This is a genomic window from Nocardia sp. NBC_00508 (genome assembly GCF_036346875.1).
GTDB lineage: Bacteria > Actinomycetota > Actinomycetes > Mycobacteriales > Mycobacteriaceae > Nocardia.
Genome location: NZ_CP107852.1, coordinates 6956296 through 6973058, shown reverse-complemented (window position 1 = coordinate 6973058; position 16763 = coordinate 6956296). Strand labels below are relative to the sequence as shown.

Annotated in this window: 16 protein-coding genes; 5 read left to right on the top strand and 11 right to left on the bottom strand. The window is 65.6% G+C overall.

Annotation, left to right across the window (positions count from 1 at the left end; genetic code table 11):
* Positions 1 to 28 precede the first annotated feature (28 nt).
* Positions 29 to 1465 (bottom strand): MFS transporter, encoded by a 1437-nt coding sequence (locus tag OHA40_RS31325; RefSeq protein WP_330230417.1) that lies wholly within the window; start codon positions 1463 to 1465, stop codon positions 29 to 31.
* Positions 1466 to 1656: 191 nt separating this feature from the next.
* On the opposite strand from OHA40_RS31325, the gene OHA40_RS31320 reads away from it, so the two are divergent.
* The 3 genes from OHA40_RS31320 (at position 1657) to OHA40_RS31310 (ending at position 3749) form a co-directional block, all read left to right on the top strand.
* Positions 1657 to 1950, top strand: a complete 294-nt coding sequence (locus tag OHA40_RS31320; protein ID WP_330230416.1) for a putative quinol monooxygenase — start codon at positions 1657 to 1659, stop codon at positions 1948 to 1950.
* Between the two features lie 420 nt (positions 1951 to 2370).
* The gene (locus OHA40_RS31315; protein WP_330230415.1) at positions 2371 to 2934 is read left to right on the top strand and encodes an ABC transporter ATP-binding protein; all 564 of its coding nucleotides are present in this window, start codon (positions 2371 to 2373) and stop codon (positions 2932 to 2934) included.
* Complete coding sequence (locus OHA40_RS31310) at positions 2931 to 3749, top strand: hypothetical protein (protein ID WP_330230414.1); 819 nt, start codon at positions 2931 to 2933, stop codon at positions 3747 to 3749. Before OHA40_RS31315 ends, OHA40_RS31310 begins: the two co-directional genes overlap by 4 nt.
* Before the next feature lie 62 nt (positions 3750 to 3811).
* Here OHA40_RS31310 and OHA40_RS31305 read toward each other — a convergent pair whose 3' ends face one another.
* The 8 genes from OHA40_RS31305 to OHA40_RS31275 form a co-directional block, all read right to left on the bottom strand.
* Positions 3812 to 5821 (bottom strand): polyprenyl synthetase family protein, encoded by a 2010-nt coding sequence (locus tag OHA40_RS31305; RefSeq protein ID WP_330230413.1) that lies wholly within the window; start codon positions 5819 to 5821, stop codon positions 3812 to 3814.
* A 325-nt stretch (positions 5822 to 6146) separates the two neighbouring features.
* Positions 6147 to 6944: a sigma factor-like helix-turn-helix DNA-binding protein gene (locus OHA40_RS31300; protein WP_330230412.1), complete on the bottom strand. Its 798-nt coding sequence runs from the start codon at positions 6942 to 6944 to the stop codon at positions 6147 to 6149.
* Entirely contained in the window at positions 6850 to 7122 is a 273-nt protein-coding gene (locus OHA40_RS34835; RefSeq protein WP_442943853.1) for a hypothetical protein, read from the bottom strand. Before OHA40_RS34835 ends, OHA40_RS31300 begins: the two co-directional genes overlap by 95 nt.
* A 297-nt stretch (positions 7123 to 7419) precedes the next feature.
* On the bottom strand, positions 7420 to 7806 hold the full coding sequence (locus OHA40_RS31295; RefSeq protein WP_330230411.1) for a hypothetical protein: 387 nt from the start codon (positions 7804 to 7806) through the stop codon (positions 7420 to 7422).
* 169 nt (positions 7807 to 7975) lie between these two features.
* Positions 7976 to 8788: an AraC family transcriptional regulator gene (locus tag OHA40_RS31290; RefSeq protein WP_330230410.1), complete on the bottom strand. Its 813-nt coding sequence runs from the start codon at positions 8786 to 8788 to the stop codon at positions 7976 to 7978.
* Positions 8789 to 8792: 4 nt separating this feature from the next.
* Complete coding sequence (locus OHA40_RS31285; RefSeq protein WP_330230409.1) at positions 8793 to 9221, bottom strand: DUF5360 family protein; 429 nt, start codon at positions 9219 to 9221, stop codon at positions 8793 to 8795.
* Positions 9222 to 9407: 186 nt separating this feature from the next.
* On the bottom strand, positions 9408 to 10655 hold the full coding sequence (locus OHA40_RS31280) for a phytanoyl-CoA dioxygenase family protein (RefSeq protein WP_330230408.1): 1248 nt from the start codon (positions 10653 to 10655) through the stop codon (positions 9408 to 9410).
* 10 nt (positions 10656 to 10665) lie between these two features.
* Complete coding sequence (locus tag OHA40_RS31275) at positions 10666 to 11478, bottom strand: hypothetical protein (protein WP_330230407.1); 813 nt, start codon at positions 11476 to 11478, stop codon at positions 10666 to 10668.
* Between the two features lie 42 nt (positions 11479 to 11520).
* Here OHA40_RS31275 and OHA40_RS31270 point away from each other — a divergent pair, with 42 nt between their 5' ends.
* The gene (locus OHA40_RS31270; RefSeq protein ID WP_330230406.1) at positions 11521 to 12120 is read left to right on the top strand and encodes a TetR/AcrR family transcriptional regulator; all 600 of its coding nucleotides are present in this window, start codon (positions 11521 to 11523) and stop codon (positions 12118 to 12120) included.
* Between the two features lie 113 nt (positions 12121 to 12233).
* Positions 12234 to 13511 carry an MFS transporter gene (locus OHA40_RS31265; protein ID WP_330230405.1) on the top strand — a complete coding sequence of 426 codons (1278 nt, stop codon included), beginning with the start codon at positions 12234 to 12236 and terminating at the stop codon, positions 13509 to 13511.
* A 308-nt stretch (positions 13512 to 13819) separates the two neighbouring features.
* Here OHA40_RS31265 and OHA40_RS31260 read toward each other — a convergent pair whose 3' ends face one another.
* Both OHA40_RS31260 and OHA40_RS31255 read right to left on the bottom strand, forming a co-directional pair.
* Positions 13820 to 14620 carry a crotonase/enoyl-CoA hydratase family protein gene (locus OHA40_RS31260; protein WP_330230404.1) on the bottom strand — a complete coding sequence of 267 codons (801 nt, stop codon included), beginning with the start codon at positions 14618 to 14620 and terminating at the stop codon, positions 13820 to 13822.
* The gene (locus OHA40_RS31255) at positions 14613 to 16763 is read right to left on the bottom strand and encodes an acetate--CoA ligase family protein (protein WP_330230403.1); all 2151 of its coding nucleotides are present in this window, start codon (positions 16761 to 16763) and stop codon (positions 14613 to 14615) included. Before OHA40_RS31255 ends, OHA40_RS31260 begins: the two co-directional genes overlap by 8 nt.

The window sequence follows — 16763 nt, the reverse complement described above, 5'->3', positions numbered from 1 at the left end:
TTTCATCGGTCCGGGGCCGTTCACCCGTTCAGGCCGACACCGGTTGGCGCTGAGGGCGGCCGATGGCCTCCTCTTCCAGGTTCACCTCGACGCGGGTCGGGTCCCACTTGATCGCTACGCACACGAGCAGGCCGACCAGCGGCACCACTGACAGGACCATCAGGCTGTTGCCTACCCCGATGCCCGATTGGAGCTGCGGGAACAGATACAGGCCCGCGACCGATCCGAGGCTGCCGAGCATGCCGGTCACGCCGGTGCCCAGCGTGCGGATGTCGGACCGGTACGAGAGCGCCGCGATCGACTTGCCGTTGGGGCCGGGGCCCGCCGAGTGGAAGAAGATGAATATCACCGGCAGCAGCGCGGCCAGGCCGATAGGCAGCTGCTTGAAGGTCGCGCCCATGACCAGCAGCGCGACGAACACCACGGCGTATCCGGTCATCGAGCTGATCCGCAAACCCAGCCGCCGCCCGGCGTAAGCCGATAGGCAGCCACCGACGATGCCGACCGCGTTGAACGCCATGGCGCCCAGGGTCGCCGTCTCGAACTCCTTGCCGAACAGCTCGAGACTGATCACCGGCAGGTACCAGCCCACGGCGAAGTACTGCATGGCCTGGGTGAGGGAGATCGCGGTCGACAAGACGGTCCGGGGGAGGTAGGGGTGGCGGAACAGCACGCCAGCGTCTCGGAACCCGACCCGGTGCCCGGCATTCTCGACCTGCCCGGTCTCCAGCGGCCCCTCTTCCGCCGCGAACCCGTACATCCGGCGCAGGTTCGCCACGGACTCCCGCAGCCTGCCCTTGGACGCCAGCCAGGTGGGACTCTCCACCAGGAAGACCAGCTGCAGCACGAACAGCAGCAGCGCGAACGCGGCCGAGGAGGCGACGGACCAGCGCCAGATGTCCGCACCGACGTCGAACTTGTAGAACACCAGGGTGAGCAGGAGGTTCGTGGTCGTCGCGGTGTACCAGACGCCCTGCCAGAAGTTGAGCCTGCCCTTGAGCGAGGCCGGGGTGTACTCGGCCAGCAGGGCCATCGCCACGGCGAAGTCGACGCCGTAGGCGATGCCCACCAGGGCCCGCCCGGCGAAGACCGTCTGGAAGTCCGAGCCGGCCGCAGTCAGCACTGCGCCGAGCCCGAAGACGACCTTGGTCATCAGCAGCGGCTTGACCCGGCCGATCCGCGCAGCGAGCCAGCCGCCGAAGGGGTTGGAGACTATCGCGATGGCTGGGGCCATCGCCGTGAGCACACCGACCTGCGTGGGCGACAGGCCCAACTGCTTGACCATCGGGGACAGGCCAGCCCCCAGCGCCGCGTTGGAGTACGCGTCCAGGAACAGTCCCGCCAGGGCGAGAAACCAGATCCCGCTGGTCCGACCGCTCAGGGTCTTGAGGGTGTCGATGAGGTCGGCTACGTCTCCCGCGCTGCGGATGACTGCCGTTCTCGTGTTCGCAGGGCCGTCATTCATGCCCGCCGCCTTTCGGGGTTGAAACCCCTGCCAGCGGTACGGCAACGACTGAAAGCACAGACGGAAGACCACTGACAGGGTGTCTTCGTCTGTGCTGTCGGTTGACGAGACGTTAGGCGGCTACGTCCCGTCCTGTCAAGCATCATGCGCAGAGGTGACAAAGTGCGACCCTCGTCATAGAGTCGCCGGCCATGACCTATGTCGTGCAAGCTGTATGGACCGCCCGCGGCGGCCAGGAGAGCGCAGTCGCCGACATCATCCGGCTCATCACCCCGCTGTCCCGACAGGAGCCGGGCAACCTCGCGTACCAGGCGCACGTCTCCACCGACGACCCACGACGGTTCATGATCTACGAGGAGTACGTGGACGCCGCGGCCTTCCAGGCGCACCGCACCTCGGATCATTTCCAGGAGCACGTCGTAGGCGACTGCCTCGCGCGCTTGGAGTCCCGGGAAATCACCACCTACACCCCTCTCGCCCCCTGATCCGGCCGTTAGCGCCGGGCGGGATCCGGCTAACGCCCACCGCGGGCACCGGCTTCGCCCTGCACACCGAGACCGCGTATGCCGAAGGGATCGCCACACATCCGCGCCGGAGGCCACCTGCGGAGCTCGGTTTGCATTCTGCCCCAGAAGGATTCGATGACGGCGTTGTCCCACAGTCGCCGATCGAGCCCATCGACGGCACCAGCCCGGACTTGCGGGCCTGTCGCGGCCGGGGGTTTCGCCGCGAGGGAGGGCGGGACGTCCTCGCGCTGGGTGTGGGTGCCACGAATTGAGCGTTCCAGCACGGGTTTTCGCTGTCGATTGGTAGCATTCGAGCCGTTGTCGGGCCATTACATCGGCGGCGGGTAAGGGGCGTTGATGGAGGTGGAGGGCGTCCACCACTCGTACGGCAGGCGGTCGGTGCTGCGTGGCATCGACATCGTGTTGCCTGCGGGGGCGCTGGTGGGCATCGTCGGTGAGAACGGGGCAGGTAAGTCGACGCTGTTGAAGGTTTTGTCTGGAGAGCTGCGACCGGACCGTGGGGTGGTCCGGCACCGTGGGCGGTTCGGTTACTGCCCTCAGCAGGTGGTCTTGAACGACGTCTTCACGGTTCGTCAGCACCTGGACTTCTTTGCTGCGGCCTATGCGATCCCGAACCTACGGCGGGCCGAGGAGACGATGGAGATCTTGCGCTTCTCCGAATATGCCGGTGAACGGGTCGGAACGCTCAGCGGCGGTACGCGGCAGAAGCTCAACCTCACGCTGGCGGTGATGCACGATCCGCAGATTCTGCTGCTGGATGAGCCGTATCAGGGTTTCGACTGGGAGACGTATCTGCGTTTCTGGGAGTTGGTCGCGGTGTTGCGTGACACCGGCCGGTCGGTTCTGGTGGTGTCGCACCTGGCTCACGACACCGACAAGCTGGATCAGGTGTGGCGGTTGTACGACGGCGTCTTACGAGGCGGACAGGAGCACGCCGGATGAGTGATGGTGTGCGGCTGTTCGTGATCGCCACGCGCTACGGCCTCATCGAGCATGCTCGTAACCGGTTCGCCATGCTGTTGGTGGCTGTCTTCCTTCCCATATTGATCACCGTGGTGCGCGTGGCCGTCACAGACATCCAGGTGCCGTTCCGGCTTCGATACACCGGTCTGGTTCTGCGCGCCAACGGCAATGAGCTCGCTCAGATCAGCGGCGCCCTGATGGCGGTCTCACTGATCATTGGGTTCATGATGTTCGCGGCGACTTTCAGCAGCGGAGCATTCGACCGGCGTCTGTCGATGGCCGGGTATCCCCGGGTCGCTTTGGGTTTGGCGAAGATCGCCTGCCTCGTGGTGGCCTCGGCAGTGGTCTGCGTGTACGCCACCGCGGTCATCAGTTGCTACTGGTCGCCTCAGCAGCCTGTCGTGCTCGCCGCGGCACTTTTCGGCGCGGCGATGACCTACGGGGCGCTGGGTGTCGCCCTCGGCGCGCTGCTGCGCCGCGAGGTGGAGGGGATGTTCGCCATCGCGATGATCAGCTGCTTCGACATGGCCGTACAGAATCCCATCGCCAGCGCTGGGGCGGACAGCGATTTCGTGCGCTGGCTGCCCTCCTACGGGGCGATGCAGGCTTCGACCGCGGCCGGTTTTTCCGACGCCATGCCAAGGGCAGGTTTCGCCGTGCAACTGGTCTGGTTCACCGCGAGCGCCCTCGTCGGACTGGTCGCTTTCCATCGACGCACCCGCTCCTGTCTTCGACCCAGGATGTGGATGCGCCTCCCCGGACCGACAAGGTCGAGACAGCCGGCGAAGCGCTGAGGGCGTCCCGCACGACCACACGGTGGACGCACGGGAACATACCCTGCTTTGCCGGTTACGGACTACGACGCGGAAGGAACCGGTTCGGCGGCCGAGAGGTAGACCTCACGGCGCAAACGTTCCAGGTCCGGCGCTGCGGTAGCGGAGGTAGGCATGTACCGATCGCTCTCACGCCCCCACAGCCCCACGCTCGTTATGTTCACATACATTTCCGCGTAGCCCTTTCCCCGGTCGGGCAGGCCGGGTAGAACGCGCAGGAGCGCGGGGACGTAGTGGATCACCGCCTCGAGTTGGGTGCGCTGGTCCGCCACTTGGCGCTGTACCTGCTCTACGGCTTCGCGGCGGGTGCAGCCGGTTTCGTGACGGACCGCCCGCACCAGGTTATAGGGGACTTGGTCTGCCTCGTCCTGATCCAGCCCCACCAGGTCGTTCTCCACGAAGGTGACCCAGAAGGCGAGTTCCTCGAGACGGCGGATCACGGGGTGGTTGCGCAGCTTCGAGGGCAGTTCCCGGTCGTGGTACACCTCCATGCAGGCGATGGCGGTTTCGATCCCACTCGTCGACATCCGCAGCGGCAGGTAGTCGGCCGTGGAAGGGATGTAGCCGTTGATGCGATGGTGCGCTTCGCGTTCGGCGGCTTCGAACCACTCCTCGAGGGTGTCGAGGAACCGCTCCTGCCAGCGGGTGGTCCGGCCCTCGCGCAGCCGCGGCCATATACTCGCCCAAGCCGCCGGAATCGCGCCGCGCCGCCACTGTTTCGCCGGGTCCTGGCGCAGTGTCGCCACCATGCCACGTCTCAGCGCGGTCACGGCTTCCGGGTCCCTCAGTTGCGGATCCTCGAAGAGGTCGTCCCAGGCAAGGACCAGCACGGCCATTGCGTAGGCGGTCTGTTCACGAGTCGCGTTCGCAGCTGGGGCCAGGGTCTGTGCCGGGATCCGGATCGCTCCGGTCCACCGGTGGTAGTCGGCCTCGGCAGGGGAGGTGGCGAGGCCGGTGTCCACCAGCCAGCTCCTCAGCCATTGCGCAAGCTGCGGCGGAAGCCCACTACCGTGCGCTCGGGGTGGCTGCGTCGACTGCCGGGGGACTGCGGGCTCGGCAGTTCGCCGGTCGAGTATGGACCGGGCGTAAGCGGTCATCGCCTGGCGGGCGCGCGGGTCGACGGGCAGGGTGGCGAGCTGACCGGCGGCCCGGTCCATGAAATCATCAGCCGTCGCTTGTGCTTCGTCCACGGCGCCGCAGGCGATGACGAGTTCGCGGGCACTTGCGGCTTGCCCACGCGTCATTCTGCCGTGCAGTAGGCGACCAAGGCTTCTATCGCGGGCGGCCGCGCGGATCACCGGAAGTGTGTAGATGCCCTCGGGCAGATCCGCGTTGACGGGCTTGCCCATTTCTTCGGCGGTCGAAGTCAGATCGAGGATGTCGTCACACAGCTGGTAAGCCAGCCCGAAGTATCGGCCGAACAAAGACAACGCCTCTTCTTGACGCTCGGGCCGGCCTGCCTGCATCGCGCCCACCCGGCATGCCAGCGAGAGCACCGCCGCCGTCTTGCCGTCGATCGCGTCCAGGTAGGACTGCTCGCTGCGGGACGCCGTGTAGAGGTCGGCGGCCTCGATCACCATGCCCGCGCACATTTGCTCACCCGCGATGGCCCCCGCGAGAACCTCGCGCTGCCCGAGTTCGGCCAGCATGCGCACACTTGTGAGCATCACGGAATCCCCACCCAGTACGGCCATATGCGAACCCCACACCACATTGGCACTGGGACGGCCTCGACGCTGGTATGCGTGATCGATGACGTCGTCGTGGTAGAGCGAGCCCAGATGCAGCAACTCGACGGCAGCGGCGGCGCGCACGACCCGATCGTCGGCCGGGGCCGCGGGATCGGTGAGCAGGTAGTACGACAAGAGGGTCAACGTGGGACGGACCAGGCGGCGAGAGGTGCCCGGCCCGTCGTCGGTGAGCGCAGCCAGTTCAGATCTGCCCTCCAGCCGAACGGGTCCGAGAACGTCACGGATACGGTCCAGGTCCGCATCCAGATGGGGGAAGACAGCCGAATCGATTTCACGTGGCACGCGGGCACTCCTGACTGGTTGCATCGGTCATCCACAAAACCGCCGATCAAGGCAATTTGACACCACCGTGGCGCGGAAGATGTTGGGATCGGCCAATTTTGATGCCTCGCCCCTCATTGCGGTGAATGCTCGGACCGACGTCGGCAGTGTGCCGCCACACATCGAATGTGGCGGCCCGCGGTGGATCGTTACGGCGAGCGCGTTGTCCAGCCCAGCCCGGTTCTTCCGCGTCGTGCCGGAGAACCCCGGCTTACGGAACACCCCGCGGGAGGTTGCCCACACCCGTGGGCTGCCCGACCCCAGGTGGCCATTCCGCCATAGGTATTCATCGCAGGGTGAGTAGGGTCTCGGATTCGACGCGGGTCAGCTTCTGCGGGTTGCGGACGTAGTAGAGGCCGGTGATGCGGGCGTCCTCGACACGGGCCGCCATGACGCCGTCGATCTCGCCGTCCAGGCGGAAGACGAGTGCCGGGTTGCCGTTGACCACGGTCGGGCCAACAATGAGCGTGGCTTCGGTCTTGGCGAGGCCGCCGACGAAGAAGCGGACCACCTTCTCGGCGCCGATGATCGGCCGCAGCGCGGCCTGCTTGACGCCGCCGCCGTCGCTGACGACGACGACCTGGGGCGCGAGCACGTCGAGCAGCCGCTGCAGATCCCTGGTTTCCAGCGCCCGTTGGAACGACTCCAGAACCGCCCGGGTCTCGCTCACGGAAACCACCGAGCGGGGGCGGCGGGCATCGACGTGCTTGCGGGCGCGGTGCGCGATCTGGCGGACAGCCGCCGGGGTCTTGTCGAGGGCGGTCGCGATCTCGTCGTAGCTGATATCGAAGGCTTCGCGCAGTACGTAGACGGCGCGCTCGGTCGGCGACAGTGTCTCTAGGACGAGCATGAGCGCCATCGAAATGGTCTCGGCGAGTTCGACGTCCTCGGCTATGTCCGGCGTGGTGAGTATCGGCTCGGGTAGCCAGGCGCGCCGGAAGCCGTGACACGGGTATTTCACCGCATAGGCACGCAGCCACGCCCGCAGATCAGCGTCCGGATCGGCCGCGGTATGCGCCAGCGAGATACGCCGATAGGTGAACTGAGCGACCCCAACCACCTTGCACGCCAAACGTTCCGACATGCTCAACACGACTTTGAATATGCCTACGGCGCGGCGCTTGGCGGCGGGGCTCAGAATTTCCCCTTCGCGACCTCTCCCGCAGCGCAGCCTTCTCCAACTCGGCCTCGGCCAAAAGCCGCTTCAACCGCGCATTCTGCTCGCGCAACTCCTTCGGACCGCGCGCAGCGTCGGCGTCCATGCCGCCGAACTGGCGGCGCCAGTTGTACAGGGTCGCCGCCGAAACCCCAGTTCGGCGGCGATCTGCTCGCCGGTCCCGTCTTCCGCGGCCAGCTAATCGGCGCGGCGCAGCTTGCGCACGATGACCTCCGCGGAATGCCGCTTGCGACCAGCCATGTCTCTCATCGTCCCTCCCAGCTCTCACCAGGGGCAACAGAACTCTAATACCGAACGGTCTCATTAACCGGGGACGGGCCGCAGCGGGCCGACCCGGAAAGTCCGATCCACACCGCTTCAGAGAATGCAAGCATGGGGAGTCCTACTGGCTGGTGGCGAAGGTTGGTGTCCTGATGTCGCCCGCGGCGTGCAGTTTGTTGTACGCCTGAATCAGTGCGGCGATACCGACAGGGATCCCGACCACGGCACCGCCTATAATTGGACCGAGCGCTGCGCCCAGGGCGAGCCCGGGAATGCAACCTCCGATAAGGCCTACGACCGCGCCGACGACACAGCCGCCGATCAGGCCGATTACTCCTCCGGCCATGGTGCCGACCGTCACGGCAAGCATGAATTCGGTGCCTGCTTGATTCAGAGCGTTTGTGATTTCGGTCTGCTGATCGGTGCCGGTGGCGATCTCTGTCGGGTTGGTCTCTGTTCGCGGTGCCATAGTGGCACCTGGGTCGGGCAAAGGTGCCGTGTCGTTCACGGCGTATGTAGTCGATGTTTCGGTTAGGGGTGCGGCGTTCACCGTCGCGTTTCCGGCCGCCGCAGCGATCGTGGCGACCGTTACGGCGGCGACAACAGCGTGATGAATTCTGTGCGGCATGAGCTGTCTCCTGTTTGAAAATTTGATACGGCGAGCCCGACTTCGCTGATCAGGCTTTACTGCTGAGCCGATCTAAACAGTGTGACGTAGATAACCGAAGGGTATTCTCGGCCGCGTGGGGGGCAAATAATGACGTCATCGGAACGACGGCGCGAGTGACTGTTGCAGTGCGCCCGGTCCAGCGCTGATATGCGCGCCGGAATTCGCGACTGTCACCGAAGCCGACCTCGGTGGCCACCGCGGATATCGGCAGATTCGATTCGCACAGCAGGGTGTTCGCGCGCTGCAGGCGCACGCGATCACGGATCTCACCGAATTTCTGGCCTGCTTCGGCGAGCCGCCGGTGCAGCGTTCGCTCACTCATCATCAGACGCTTCGCGACCAAGGGTTTCGTCAGCGGCTGGCGAATGTTGTCCCGAAGCACTCGCTCTACCGCGGCGACGATTCCAGGATGATCGTGGGCCGGGTCGACACCGGCCGTGGATCGGTCGAATGTTCCAGCCGCGAAACAAATACGTGTCGTCGGCGCGCGGAATCGTATCTCGCATCCGAACGAGCGGCGGTAGGCGGCGGCGTGCGTGGGTGGCGGGTACGCGAACTCGATCCATTCGGGCAAGATCTCCACGCCGAACATCGAGCGAGCCAAAGTCGTTGCGGCGCAACATGCCTGTTCGACGAAAAACTGCAGCACCGATGGTTCGGAACATCGGTCGGTGATCCTCAGTACGAATACGTGTGCGCTGGTTTCGATCTCGAAGTCCAAAACTTCGGCTGTGGTCCGGCGCTGCCGGAGGACCGCCGCGAGCAGATCCGAACCGAATCGGGCCACGATCGTGGGTTCGTGCGTCAAGGGGCGGCCCATGATCTCACCTCACTGGTTCACGGGTGGACGACATTCGGAATATCCCGGCGAGGGCTGCGATCGGGAACCCGAACAGCCACAGGTTGGGAAGCCACCACAGCGGGCTGTACTCGCCACGTATCACGTAGAAGTTCAGTGCCATCAATCCTGCGGCCGAGGTCAGCGACAACGACACGGTGATCATCGGCAGCGAGATGGCCGAGCGGGATCCGAGTGCGAGACCGGTGAGACCGAGGCCGATGGCGGCGAGGTCGAGCCCGAGAAAAGACCAGTTCCACTGCTGGAGAAAATGGTCGGACCCGACGCTGATGATGCCGAGCGCTGTGATGATCCAATAGGCGAGAAAGCCGAGATCGGTCAGCAGCATGGTCCGTTTGACGCGCCGCAGGCGTCGATGCAATTGCTCGATCTGGTCGAAATGATTTGTGGGCATCGGAATCTCCGCGTGAAGCTAGTCGGACTGAGTGGTGTCCCCACCGTGTGGGAGCCGAGTTGGGACACAGTGGATTGGCGCCGAGAGGCAGGGCACTTCGCCGGGCGAGCGTTCATGATCAGTGGTGATGCCTGAGATTTCGTGAGGTGGTGTCTCACCCGTGCGCCGGGTGAGACACCGTCCGAGTCAGGCCGAAGGGAACAGAACTCTTCCCGGATCACCGTTTTCGTAGAGGCCGAGCATCCCTCCTCCGACGGCGGTGGCGTCATGAGCGGCATAGCCGAGCAGGGCCTGGACCTCGGGAGACAGGTTGACAGCGGTCCGCGGAGGAACGTTGAGCACGCTGTTCTCCACTGGGCGTAGCCAGCCCGCGCAGTAGCTCAGTGACAGTCCGCGGCGACGTTCGTCGGTGGTGCGGTTGGCGCCGCCGCCGTGGATCGCATCGCCGCGGAACAGCAGTACATCGCCGGGTGCCATGACCGCTCGGACGAGTTGATCGGCGGCCGGGTTCTGTTTGATGGGCCACTCGTGGCTGCCCAGAGCGATATTGGTGGCGCCGTTCTCCTCCGTGAAGGGTGTCAGCGCGATCATCGCGTTGACCAGGACGCTGTCGGTGGTGTGTGGCAGATGCGGCCAGGAGTCGTTATCGCGATGCGGATACTGGGCAGGCTCGCCGGGGCCGATCTCGATGAGTTCACCGGCGTTGAGTTGGATTCCGGAGGAGACCGAGGCGAGCATTCTGGTTGCCCAGGCGCGCAGGTCGGGGTGGGCGATCAGTGCGCCCGACGCGGGGATCTTCGCGGCCAGGCCGTGGAGTCGCAATGTGTTGCGTCCGAGAAAGCTGTCATACAGCGCGGATCCGCTGTCGGCCTGCCCGGCGTCCGTGTGTTCGCGCAGCCAGGCGTCGAGTTCGGCGGTGAAGTCCGAGCGCAGGTGCTCTGCGATGAGTCCTTCGACGACGACGGCGCCGTGTTCGCGGACCGAGGCGTCGATTGCGGGCCAGTCGTAGGGTTCCCGGAACCTCGGGACGGCCGGAACCGAGCCTGTGCCAGCAGGCTCGGCGTCCGGCTCGGCGGTGTGGTCCCCGACGTCAACCGGTATCGGGTCGGAGTAGGAGATGATCCACCAGGAACCTCCTTCGGGCCCGGTGGTTTCCGGCCCGTAGACGTGCCCTGCTCTGGTCCATCGGATGTCGCCGGCACGGTAGAGACCCTCGCCCTCGATGTGGTGTTCGCCCGCGGTGTAGACGTAGATGACGTCGCCGTGGTGGTAGTGGGCCGAACGTGTTTTGTTCGGCGGATCGCTGACGTGCATGACGAACGGCATGCCCTCCTGCCCGAATCCATCCTGGAACAAGCGGACCTCGCCGCTTCCGGTTGTGGGGTCGATGATCGGGTCGGAGTCGTCGGCGCGGTAGCGCGCGGTAGCGGACATGGTGGCTCCTTCAGTGGGTTGGGTTGATGCGGTCGGCGGTCCACCGTTGTGCGATCGCCTCGGTGAGATGGTCCAGTTCGACGGTGCTCGCCGCGGCCTTGCGGCGCAGGGCGCGGAGTTCGCGAAGCTGGGCGAGAAGACCGGGTGCGGTCGGGTTCAGTGACCCGCTGCGGCGCTCGACCTGCAGTACGCCGCCGCGCAGCCGTCCCGATATTCGTCGTTGCGCCAAGGCGGTCATCGCCTGGTTCTCCTGGTGGGCCAGAAGGATTGCCGGTCCGTCAGCGGCGTCGATCTCGGGTAGGTGCAACCGGTCACCGGGCCGGGCGTCGAACAGATCGGTGCGAGCGGGTAGCGATGTGATCCACGGTTCGTCCTGTCGCAGCGTGACCAGGACCGTGCCGTCGGGTCCGGCGTCATCGATCACCAGTGTCGGCGTCAGGGTCGCGATGACCCGCCCGAAGTACCAGGGAAACCATCGACGATGGCCTGGAATCGCGCTGAGATGCCTTGTCGGCGCGAACTTTTCCGCTTCCTGGGCCAGCAGCGCACGCGCGGAGCCGGTTCCGTCGCGATCGATCTGCAGCAAGGCGGTGGCTTGCAGAAAAATCCCGCCCGCCGCCAGCGCGACATGTGGATCGGCGGCGATTCGTCGCATCTTGCCGATCATCGCCAGGGTCGAGGTGACGACGGGCCGCCCATCGGGGGCCTGTAGCGGCGTCACCGCACACGCGCCGATCGTCGCGGCGGACCGCCATGCCAGCACTCCGACTGCGGCGGCGGCGAGCGCTCCCAGGCCGGCATCGCGGGGGTCAGGTTTATTCATAACCACGGTTACGTAATATCCATGATGTAAACTTCCCTGTCAATGCCGAAGATTGTCGATCACGAAGAACGACGCCGGGCGATCAGTGCCGCGGCGTGCCAGGTCATCGCCACCAAGAGCCTGGCGAATACCACCGTGCGCGATATCGCTGCCGAGGCCGGTTGCACGACCGGCATGGTGGTGCACTACTTCGCGGACAAGCGCCAAGTGCTGTTGGCCGCCCTGACCGCGGCGACCACGGCGGTCGCGGAACGAATGACGCAGATGGCCGCCGAGTCGACGGGCCTGTATGAACTGCTGTGCCAATGCCTGCCGATGGACGAAACCCGTCGGGTCGAATGGCAGGTGTGGCTTGCGTTCTGGGACTCGGCCACTCACGATGCGGACCTTGCCCGCGAGCAGCGCGCGCGGTATCAGGCATGGCGCGAGGCACTGGAGCTGGTGCTGGTGTCTATCGGGTATCCGGCGGGGCGCGCGCTCGAAAACGCGGCCGAATTGCTCATGATCGTCATCGACGGCATCGGGATACAGGCGGTTTTCGATCCTGATAGGTTTCCTCCGGATCGTCAGTTGCAACTCCTGCGTCACCAAACCGAGCACATCCTGACGACACTCGATGCCAAGTGTTCTTCCCAGCCGTGACACCGGCACCTGGCCGGACTTGCCCCCACTCCGGCCGTGCAGCCCCTCGTTCCGGCCTGCGCAGGCAACTACGTTGATCGAATCCCACCGGCTTGGATTGAGCGGACTCACCCATGAATGGCACTCCACCGCGAGCGTCGAGCACCGAAAAGCGGAACGCGCCGGCCGAAGGCCCGGCCGCACCGGTCGGAGCGCGCTGGACTGGTCTGTTCGCGCTCGCCTGGCTGGGTGTCTGGCTCGCCCAACTGACCCCGTTCCAACTGTTGCTGCCGACTCAGCTCAACACCGTCCTGGGTATCGGATCGACGTTACGCCAGGACAATTGGCAGCGCAGTGTGGTCGATTTCGGTCTTGTCTCCGGTCTGTCTGCCGCGTGTACCGTGGTCGCGTTCCCGCTCGCGGGAGCTCTCAGCGATCGAACCGCAAGCCGATACGGTCGGCGCCGCCCGTGGATTCTCGCGGGTGCAGTCCTGTTCGCCGGGTCGTTGGTGGCGCTCGGAACGCAGAACACGGTCTTCGGCATCGCGTTCTGGTGGTGCGCGGCCATGACCGGATTTTGTTTTGTCGCATCGGCTTTGACAGCGATGATCGGCGATGGCGTACCCACTGCCCAGCGCGGAATCGTCTCGAGCGCGATCGCGGCACCGCAGGCACTCGGCCTCATTCTCGGCGTTGCAGTGGTCGCGACGCTCGCACTCGACGCCGCGCAGGGGTACACTTTTGCCGCCATCATTCTGATGAGCTGTGTGCTCCCATTCGTGTGGTGCACACCCGATCCGACACTCGCGACGGTGTCGCAGCGCGGGCAATCCGTTCGAGAACTTCTGGGATTCAGAGATTTTCGCTGGGTACTCACCAGCCGTGCTCTGATCAATCTCGGAAACACCCTGGGCACCTCCCTGCTGCTGTTCTACCTGCAGTTCGGGCTCGAGGTCAGTGAGCCGGGTTCATCGCTGCTGGTGCTCACCACCGTCTATATGGTCGTCCTCACCATTGCCGCCGTGTGCTGCGGATGGATGTCCGATCGGATCCGCCGCCGTCGTCCCTTCGTCTTCGCCGCAGGCGCCTTGCAGAGCATCGCTGCCGTCATCGTGATCAGCACCGAATCGTTCAATGGCACTGTGTTTTCGAGCGCCCTTGTCGCCGGGGGTTACGGCTGCTTCCTCGCCGTTGATCAGGCGCTGGCCGCCGATGTACTGCCCTCGGCCGATCACAGCGGGAAAGACCTCGGCGTCATGAACATCGCGCTGGCCGTGCCGCAAGCTATCGGCCCGCTCATTGGTGCGGGCATAGTTTTTCTCTCTTCCGGATTCGCCGGACTGTTCATCACGGCGGCGGTCTGCACGATCCTCGGGGGTGCCGCGGTGTTGCGGGTCCAGACGGTCCGCTGAAACGTCACCGCGGGCATGCGGCCGCCGTCGACCGATTGAGCCGGTTCCGGATGGCGGCGAAGACCGCGGGCATCGCAGCTTCTACTACGTGTGCTTCGCCGTACCCGACCTACAGCGTTGTCGAAGTCGAATGATCCCGCCTGCCCTGTGTAGGTCAGTGAGGTAAGCAGGCATGTGCCGTCGGAGTTGGAGAACCACGCGATTTGGTCGTAGAAGTGGTTAGTGCTGTGGCTGTCGAAGATTGTTTGAGGACGGTGTTGAGTTCGATGGGTGGCGAGAGTCCGGTGGAGATGAAGGCTTCGGCGTGCTCATCGGCCTGTGAAGTCGGGAGTCCTGCGGTGCAGCATGGCCGAGACGGCCTCGTGGTGGTCCTCGGTGTGGTGAGCGGCGGCCTGCATTGCCGCGGACAGCTCGAGCAGACTTTCCAAGGTCTGGTGTGTTCCTTCGCGCAACAGCTGTTTGGTCATCCGCAGCGCATGCGGAGGGTTGGCGGACACGCGGGCGGCGAGCCGGTGGGCCGCTTCCAGGAGAGCGCCGGGCTCGACGACCTGGGACACCAGTCCCCAGTCGAGCGCGGTGTTCGCATCGATCGGCTCACCGGTGAAGGCCATCTCACAGGCCCTGGCCATGCCGATCGCCCTGGGCAGCAGCCAGGCGCCGCCGTCACCTGGGATGAGGCCGACCTTGACGAAACTCTCGGCGAACACCGCGGTGCTGGCAGCGACTCGCAGGTCGCACATCAGTGCCAGATCGCAACCCGCACCGATGGCCGGGCCGTTGACGGCGGCGATCGTCGGTATCTCGCAGTGATACAAGGCTTTCGGAATGCGCTGGATGCCGTGCCGGTATTCCTGACGCAGCTGTGCCGGTGTGCCTGCGAACATTCCGGCTCGTTCGCGCATGTGCTTGATGTTGCCGCCGGAGGAGAACGCGGTCCCCGCACCGGTGAGGATGGCCACCCGCAGGCTGTGGTCCCGGTTGGCCGCCGCCACCGCGTCCTCGAGGGCGGTGATGGTGTCAGCTTCGGAGATAGGATTACGGGCTTCCGGGTTGTTCAAGGTCCAGACGACCACGTCTCCGGTCCGGTCGATCAGAATCGGATCATTCATCGCGGCCTCCAGAAGTCTTTTCGGATAGAACGATGCGCACGTCGACCGGCGTTATGCCGGACCCGGACGCGATCACCGGGTTGAGATCGAGTTCGGATATCTCCGGGTGCGCGGCGACGAAATCGCCGATACGGACGAGGAACCGCGCGAGGCTATCACGATCGACTGCGGGGAAATGCCGGTAGCCGTCGAGCATGCGGGAGGCGATCGTTTCCTCGATCATCTCGCGGGCTTCGGGTTCGGTGAGCGGAACGGCTCGGAACGTGACGTCCCGGACCGCCTCGACCAGCACGCCACCGGTGCCGAAGGCCAGCACGGGTCCGAAGATCGGATCACGTGTGGCGCCGACGAACAGCTCCACCCCGGTGTCAGCCATGGGTGTGACGATCATGCCGTCGATGCGAGCGTCGGGTACCTCGGCGGTGACCGAGTCGATGATCGCTTCGGCGTGCTCGGTCGCGGTGGACGCCACCACGCCCAGCCTGACGCCTCCGACGTCGGATTTGTGGATCACCTGCGGGGAAACGACCTTCAGCGCGCACGGTCTCCGATAGGAGGCGACCGCGGCGGCCACCGCATCGACGCTCCGGGCGAAAGTCCACACGCCGACGTCGACTTTCGCCTCCGCCAGCACCCACCGCGCGGTCGGCTCGTCGAGAATTCCCGAGCCCGGGATGGGCGGGGCGGACGGCGGCAGCATCAGCGAGGAGCGTCGGGCACGGTCGGCCACCAGGCGGCCACGCCGCTGCAAGGCCGCGGCCGCCCGTACGGCGTGCTCGATCGAGCCGAGCACCGGTACGCCCCCGGCCCGCAGCCGGTCGTGGTTGGCGATATCGAGGCCCGCATAGCAGCTCTGGACCAGCAAGGGAACACCGTATTCGGCGGAGAGCGCGAGCAGAGACCCCGCGGCGGCGTCTTCGGATTCGCGCAGCAATGGATCGAATCGGAGGTGGTAGCCGCCGTACAAGCCGATGATCAGCACTAGCCCCACTGCGGGATCGCGCATGAGGATCTCGGCGGCTTCTACGAAGACCATCGGGTCGGCGTCGGTGGCACCTGCCACATCGACCGGACCGGACACCGCGGCGGCGCCGCCGAGCAGTCGCCGCAACTGTCGTCGGGTTCGCTCGCCGAGCCGGGCCGATTCGATCCCGTGCGCGGCCAGGGCATCTGCCGCCAGTGCCGCGTGGCCACCGCCATCGCTGAGGATGGCGACCGAACGGCCTGGGGCGACCGGGGCGCAGGTTGCGAGGGCTCCCGCGACGATCGCAAGTTCGTCCGAGCGGTCAACCAGCTCCACCCCGGCTTGGCGCAGTACGGCGGCCGCCACGGCGTCCGAGCCCGCGATCGAGCCGGTATGTGAGGCCGCCGCGCGGCGGCCCACCTCCGAGCGTCCGCCGCGGAGCAACACGACCGGTGTGTCCGGTACGGTTCCAGCGGCCGCGACCAGGAACGCCCGCCCGTCGGTGAATCCCTCGGAATGGATCGCCACCACGCCGGTTCCCGGATGGCGGGCGAGTTCGGTGAGACATTCGTCGTAGCGGACGTCGGCCTGATTACCGAGCCCCACGTACGCGTAGAAACCCGGGCCCTTCACCGCGTGGTCGTCGTTCACCAACGACAACAGCATGTTCCCGCTCTGCGTGATGACACTGATCGGTCCGGGCCGGATATCCCGCAGGCCGACCAGATTCGCACCTGATGTGACATTGAGCAGGCCGGAGGTATTGGGGCCGATGACACGGATGCCGGTTTCATCGATTGCCGCCGCCAGCGCGGCGGCGAGATCGGCACCGTCCTCCCCAATCTCGCCGAAACCGTTGGCGAGTACCACCGCTCCGGCGATGCCCACGGCCGCGCACTCACGCAGCGCGCCCGGGACAGCGGCGGCGGGCACAGCGATCAGCGCGACATCGGCGCCATGGGGAACCCGATCGATCGATGAGCAGACCTCCAGGCCCAAAATCTGCCGGGTATTCGGGTTGACGGGGTAGATGGGGTGGGCGTACCCGGTCTCTTGCAGTGCCCGGATGGCCTGGTACCCACGCTTCGCGGAGTTGTTGGACGCACCGACTATGACGATGGAGCGGGGGTCCAACAGCCGTTCGAGTGCGGTGCGGACGGGGGCGTCGAGCGTGGGCAC

What these genes read in the sequence shown, in the direction of transcription:
- OHA40_RS31320 (WP_330230416.1), top strand. Translation starts at nt 1,657, where the DNA reads ATGACCTATGTCGTGCAAGCTGTATGGACCGCCCGCGGCGGCCAGGAG.
- OHA40_RS31260 (WP_330230404.1), bottom strand. Translation starts at nt 14,620, where the DNA reads ATGAATGATCCGATTCTGATCGACCGGACCGGAGACGTGGTCGTCTGG.
- OHA40_RS31265 (WP_330230405.1), top strand. Translation starts at nt 12,234, where the DNA reads ATGAATGGCACTCCACCGCGAGCGTCGAGCACCGAAAAGCGGAACGCG.
- OHA40_RS31325 (WP_330230417.1), bottom strand. Translation starts at nt 1,465, where the DNA reads ATGAATGACGGCCCTGCGAACACGAGAACGGCAGTCATCCGCAGCGCG.
- OHA40_RS31310 (WP_330230414.1), top strand. Translation starts at nt 2,931, where the DNA reads ATGAGTGATGGTGTGCGGCTGTTCGTGATCGCCACGCGCTACGGCCTC.
- OHA40_RS31275 (WP_330230407.1), bottom strand. Translation starts at nt 11,478, where the DNA reads ATGAATAAACCTGACCCCCGCGATGCCGGCCTGGGAGCGCTCGCCGCC.
- OHA40_RS31300 (WP_330230412.1), bottom strand. Translation starts at nt 6,944, where the DNA reads ATGTCGGAACGTTTGGCGTGCAAGGTGGTTGGGGTCGCTCAGTTCACC.
- OHA40_RS31280 (WP_330230408.1), bottom strand. Translation starts at nt 10,655, where the DNA reads ATGTCCGCTACCGCGCGCTACCGCGCCGACGACTCCGACCCGATCATC.
- OHA40_RS31290 (WP_330230410.1), bottom strand. Translation starts at nt 8,788, where the DNA reads ATGGGCCGCCCCTTGACGCACGAACCCACGATCGTGGCCCGATTCGGT.
- OHA40_RS31270 (WP_330230406.1), top strand. Translation starts at nt 11,521, where the DNA reads ATGCCGAAGATTGTCGATCACGAAGAACGACGCCGGGCGATCAGTGCC.
- OHA40_RS34835 (WP_442943853.1), bottom strand. Translation starts at nt 7,122, where the DNA reads ATGGACGCCGACGCTGCGCGCGGTCCGAAGGAGTTGCGCGAGCAGAAT.
- OHA40_RS31285 (WP_330230409.1), bottom strand. Translation starts at nt 9,221, where the DNA reads ATGCCCACAAATCATTTCGACCAGATCGAGCAATTGCATCGACGCCTG.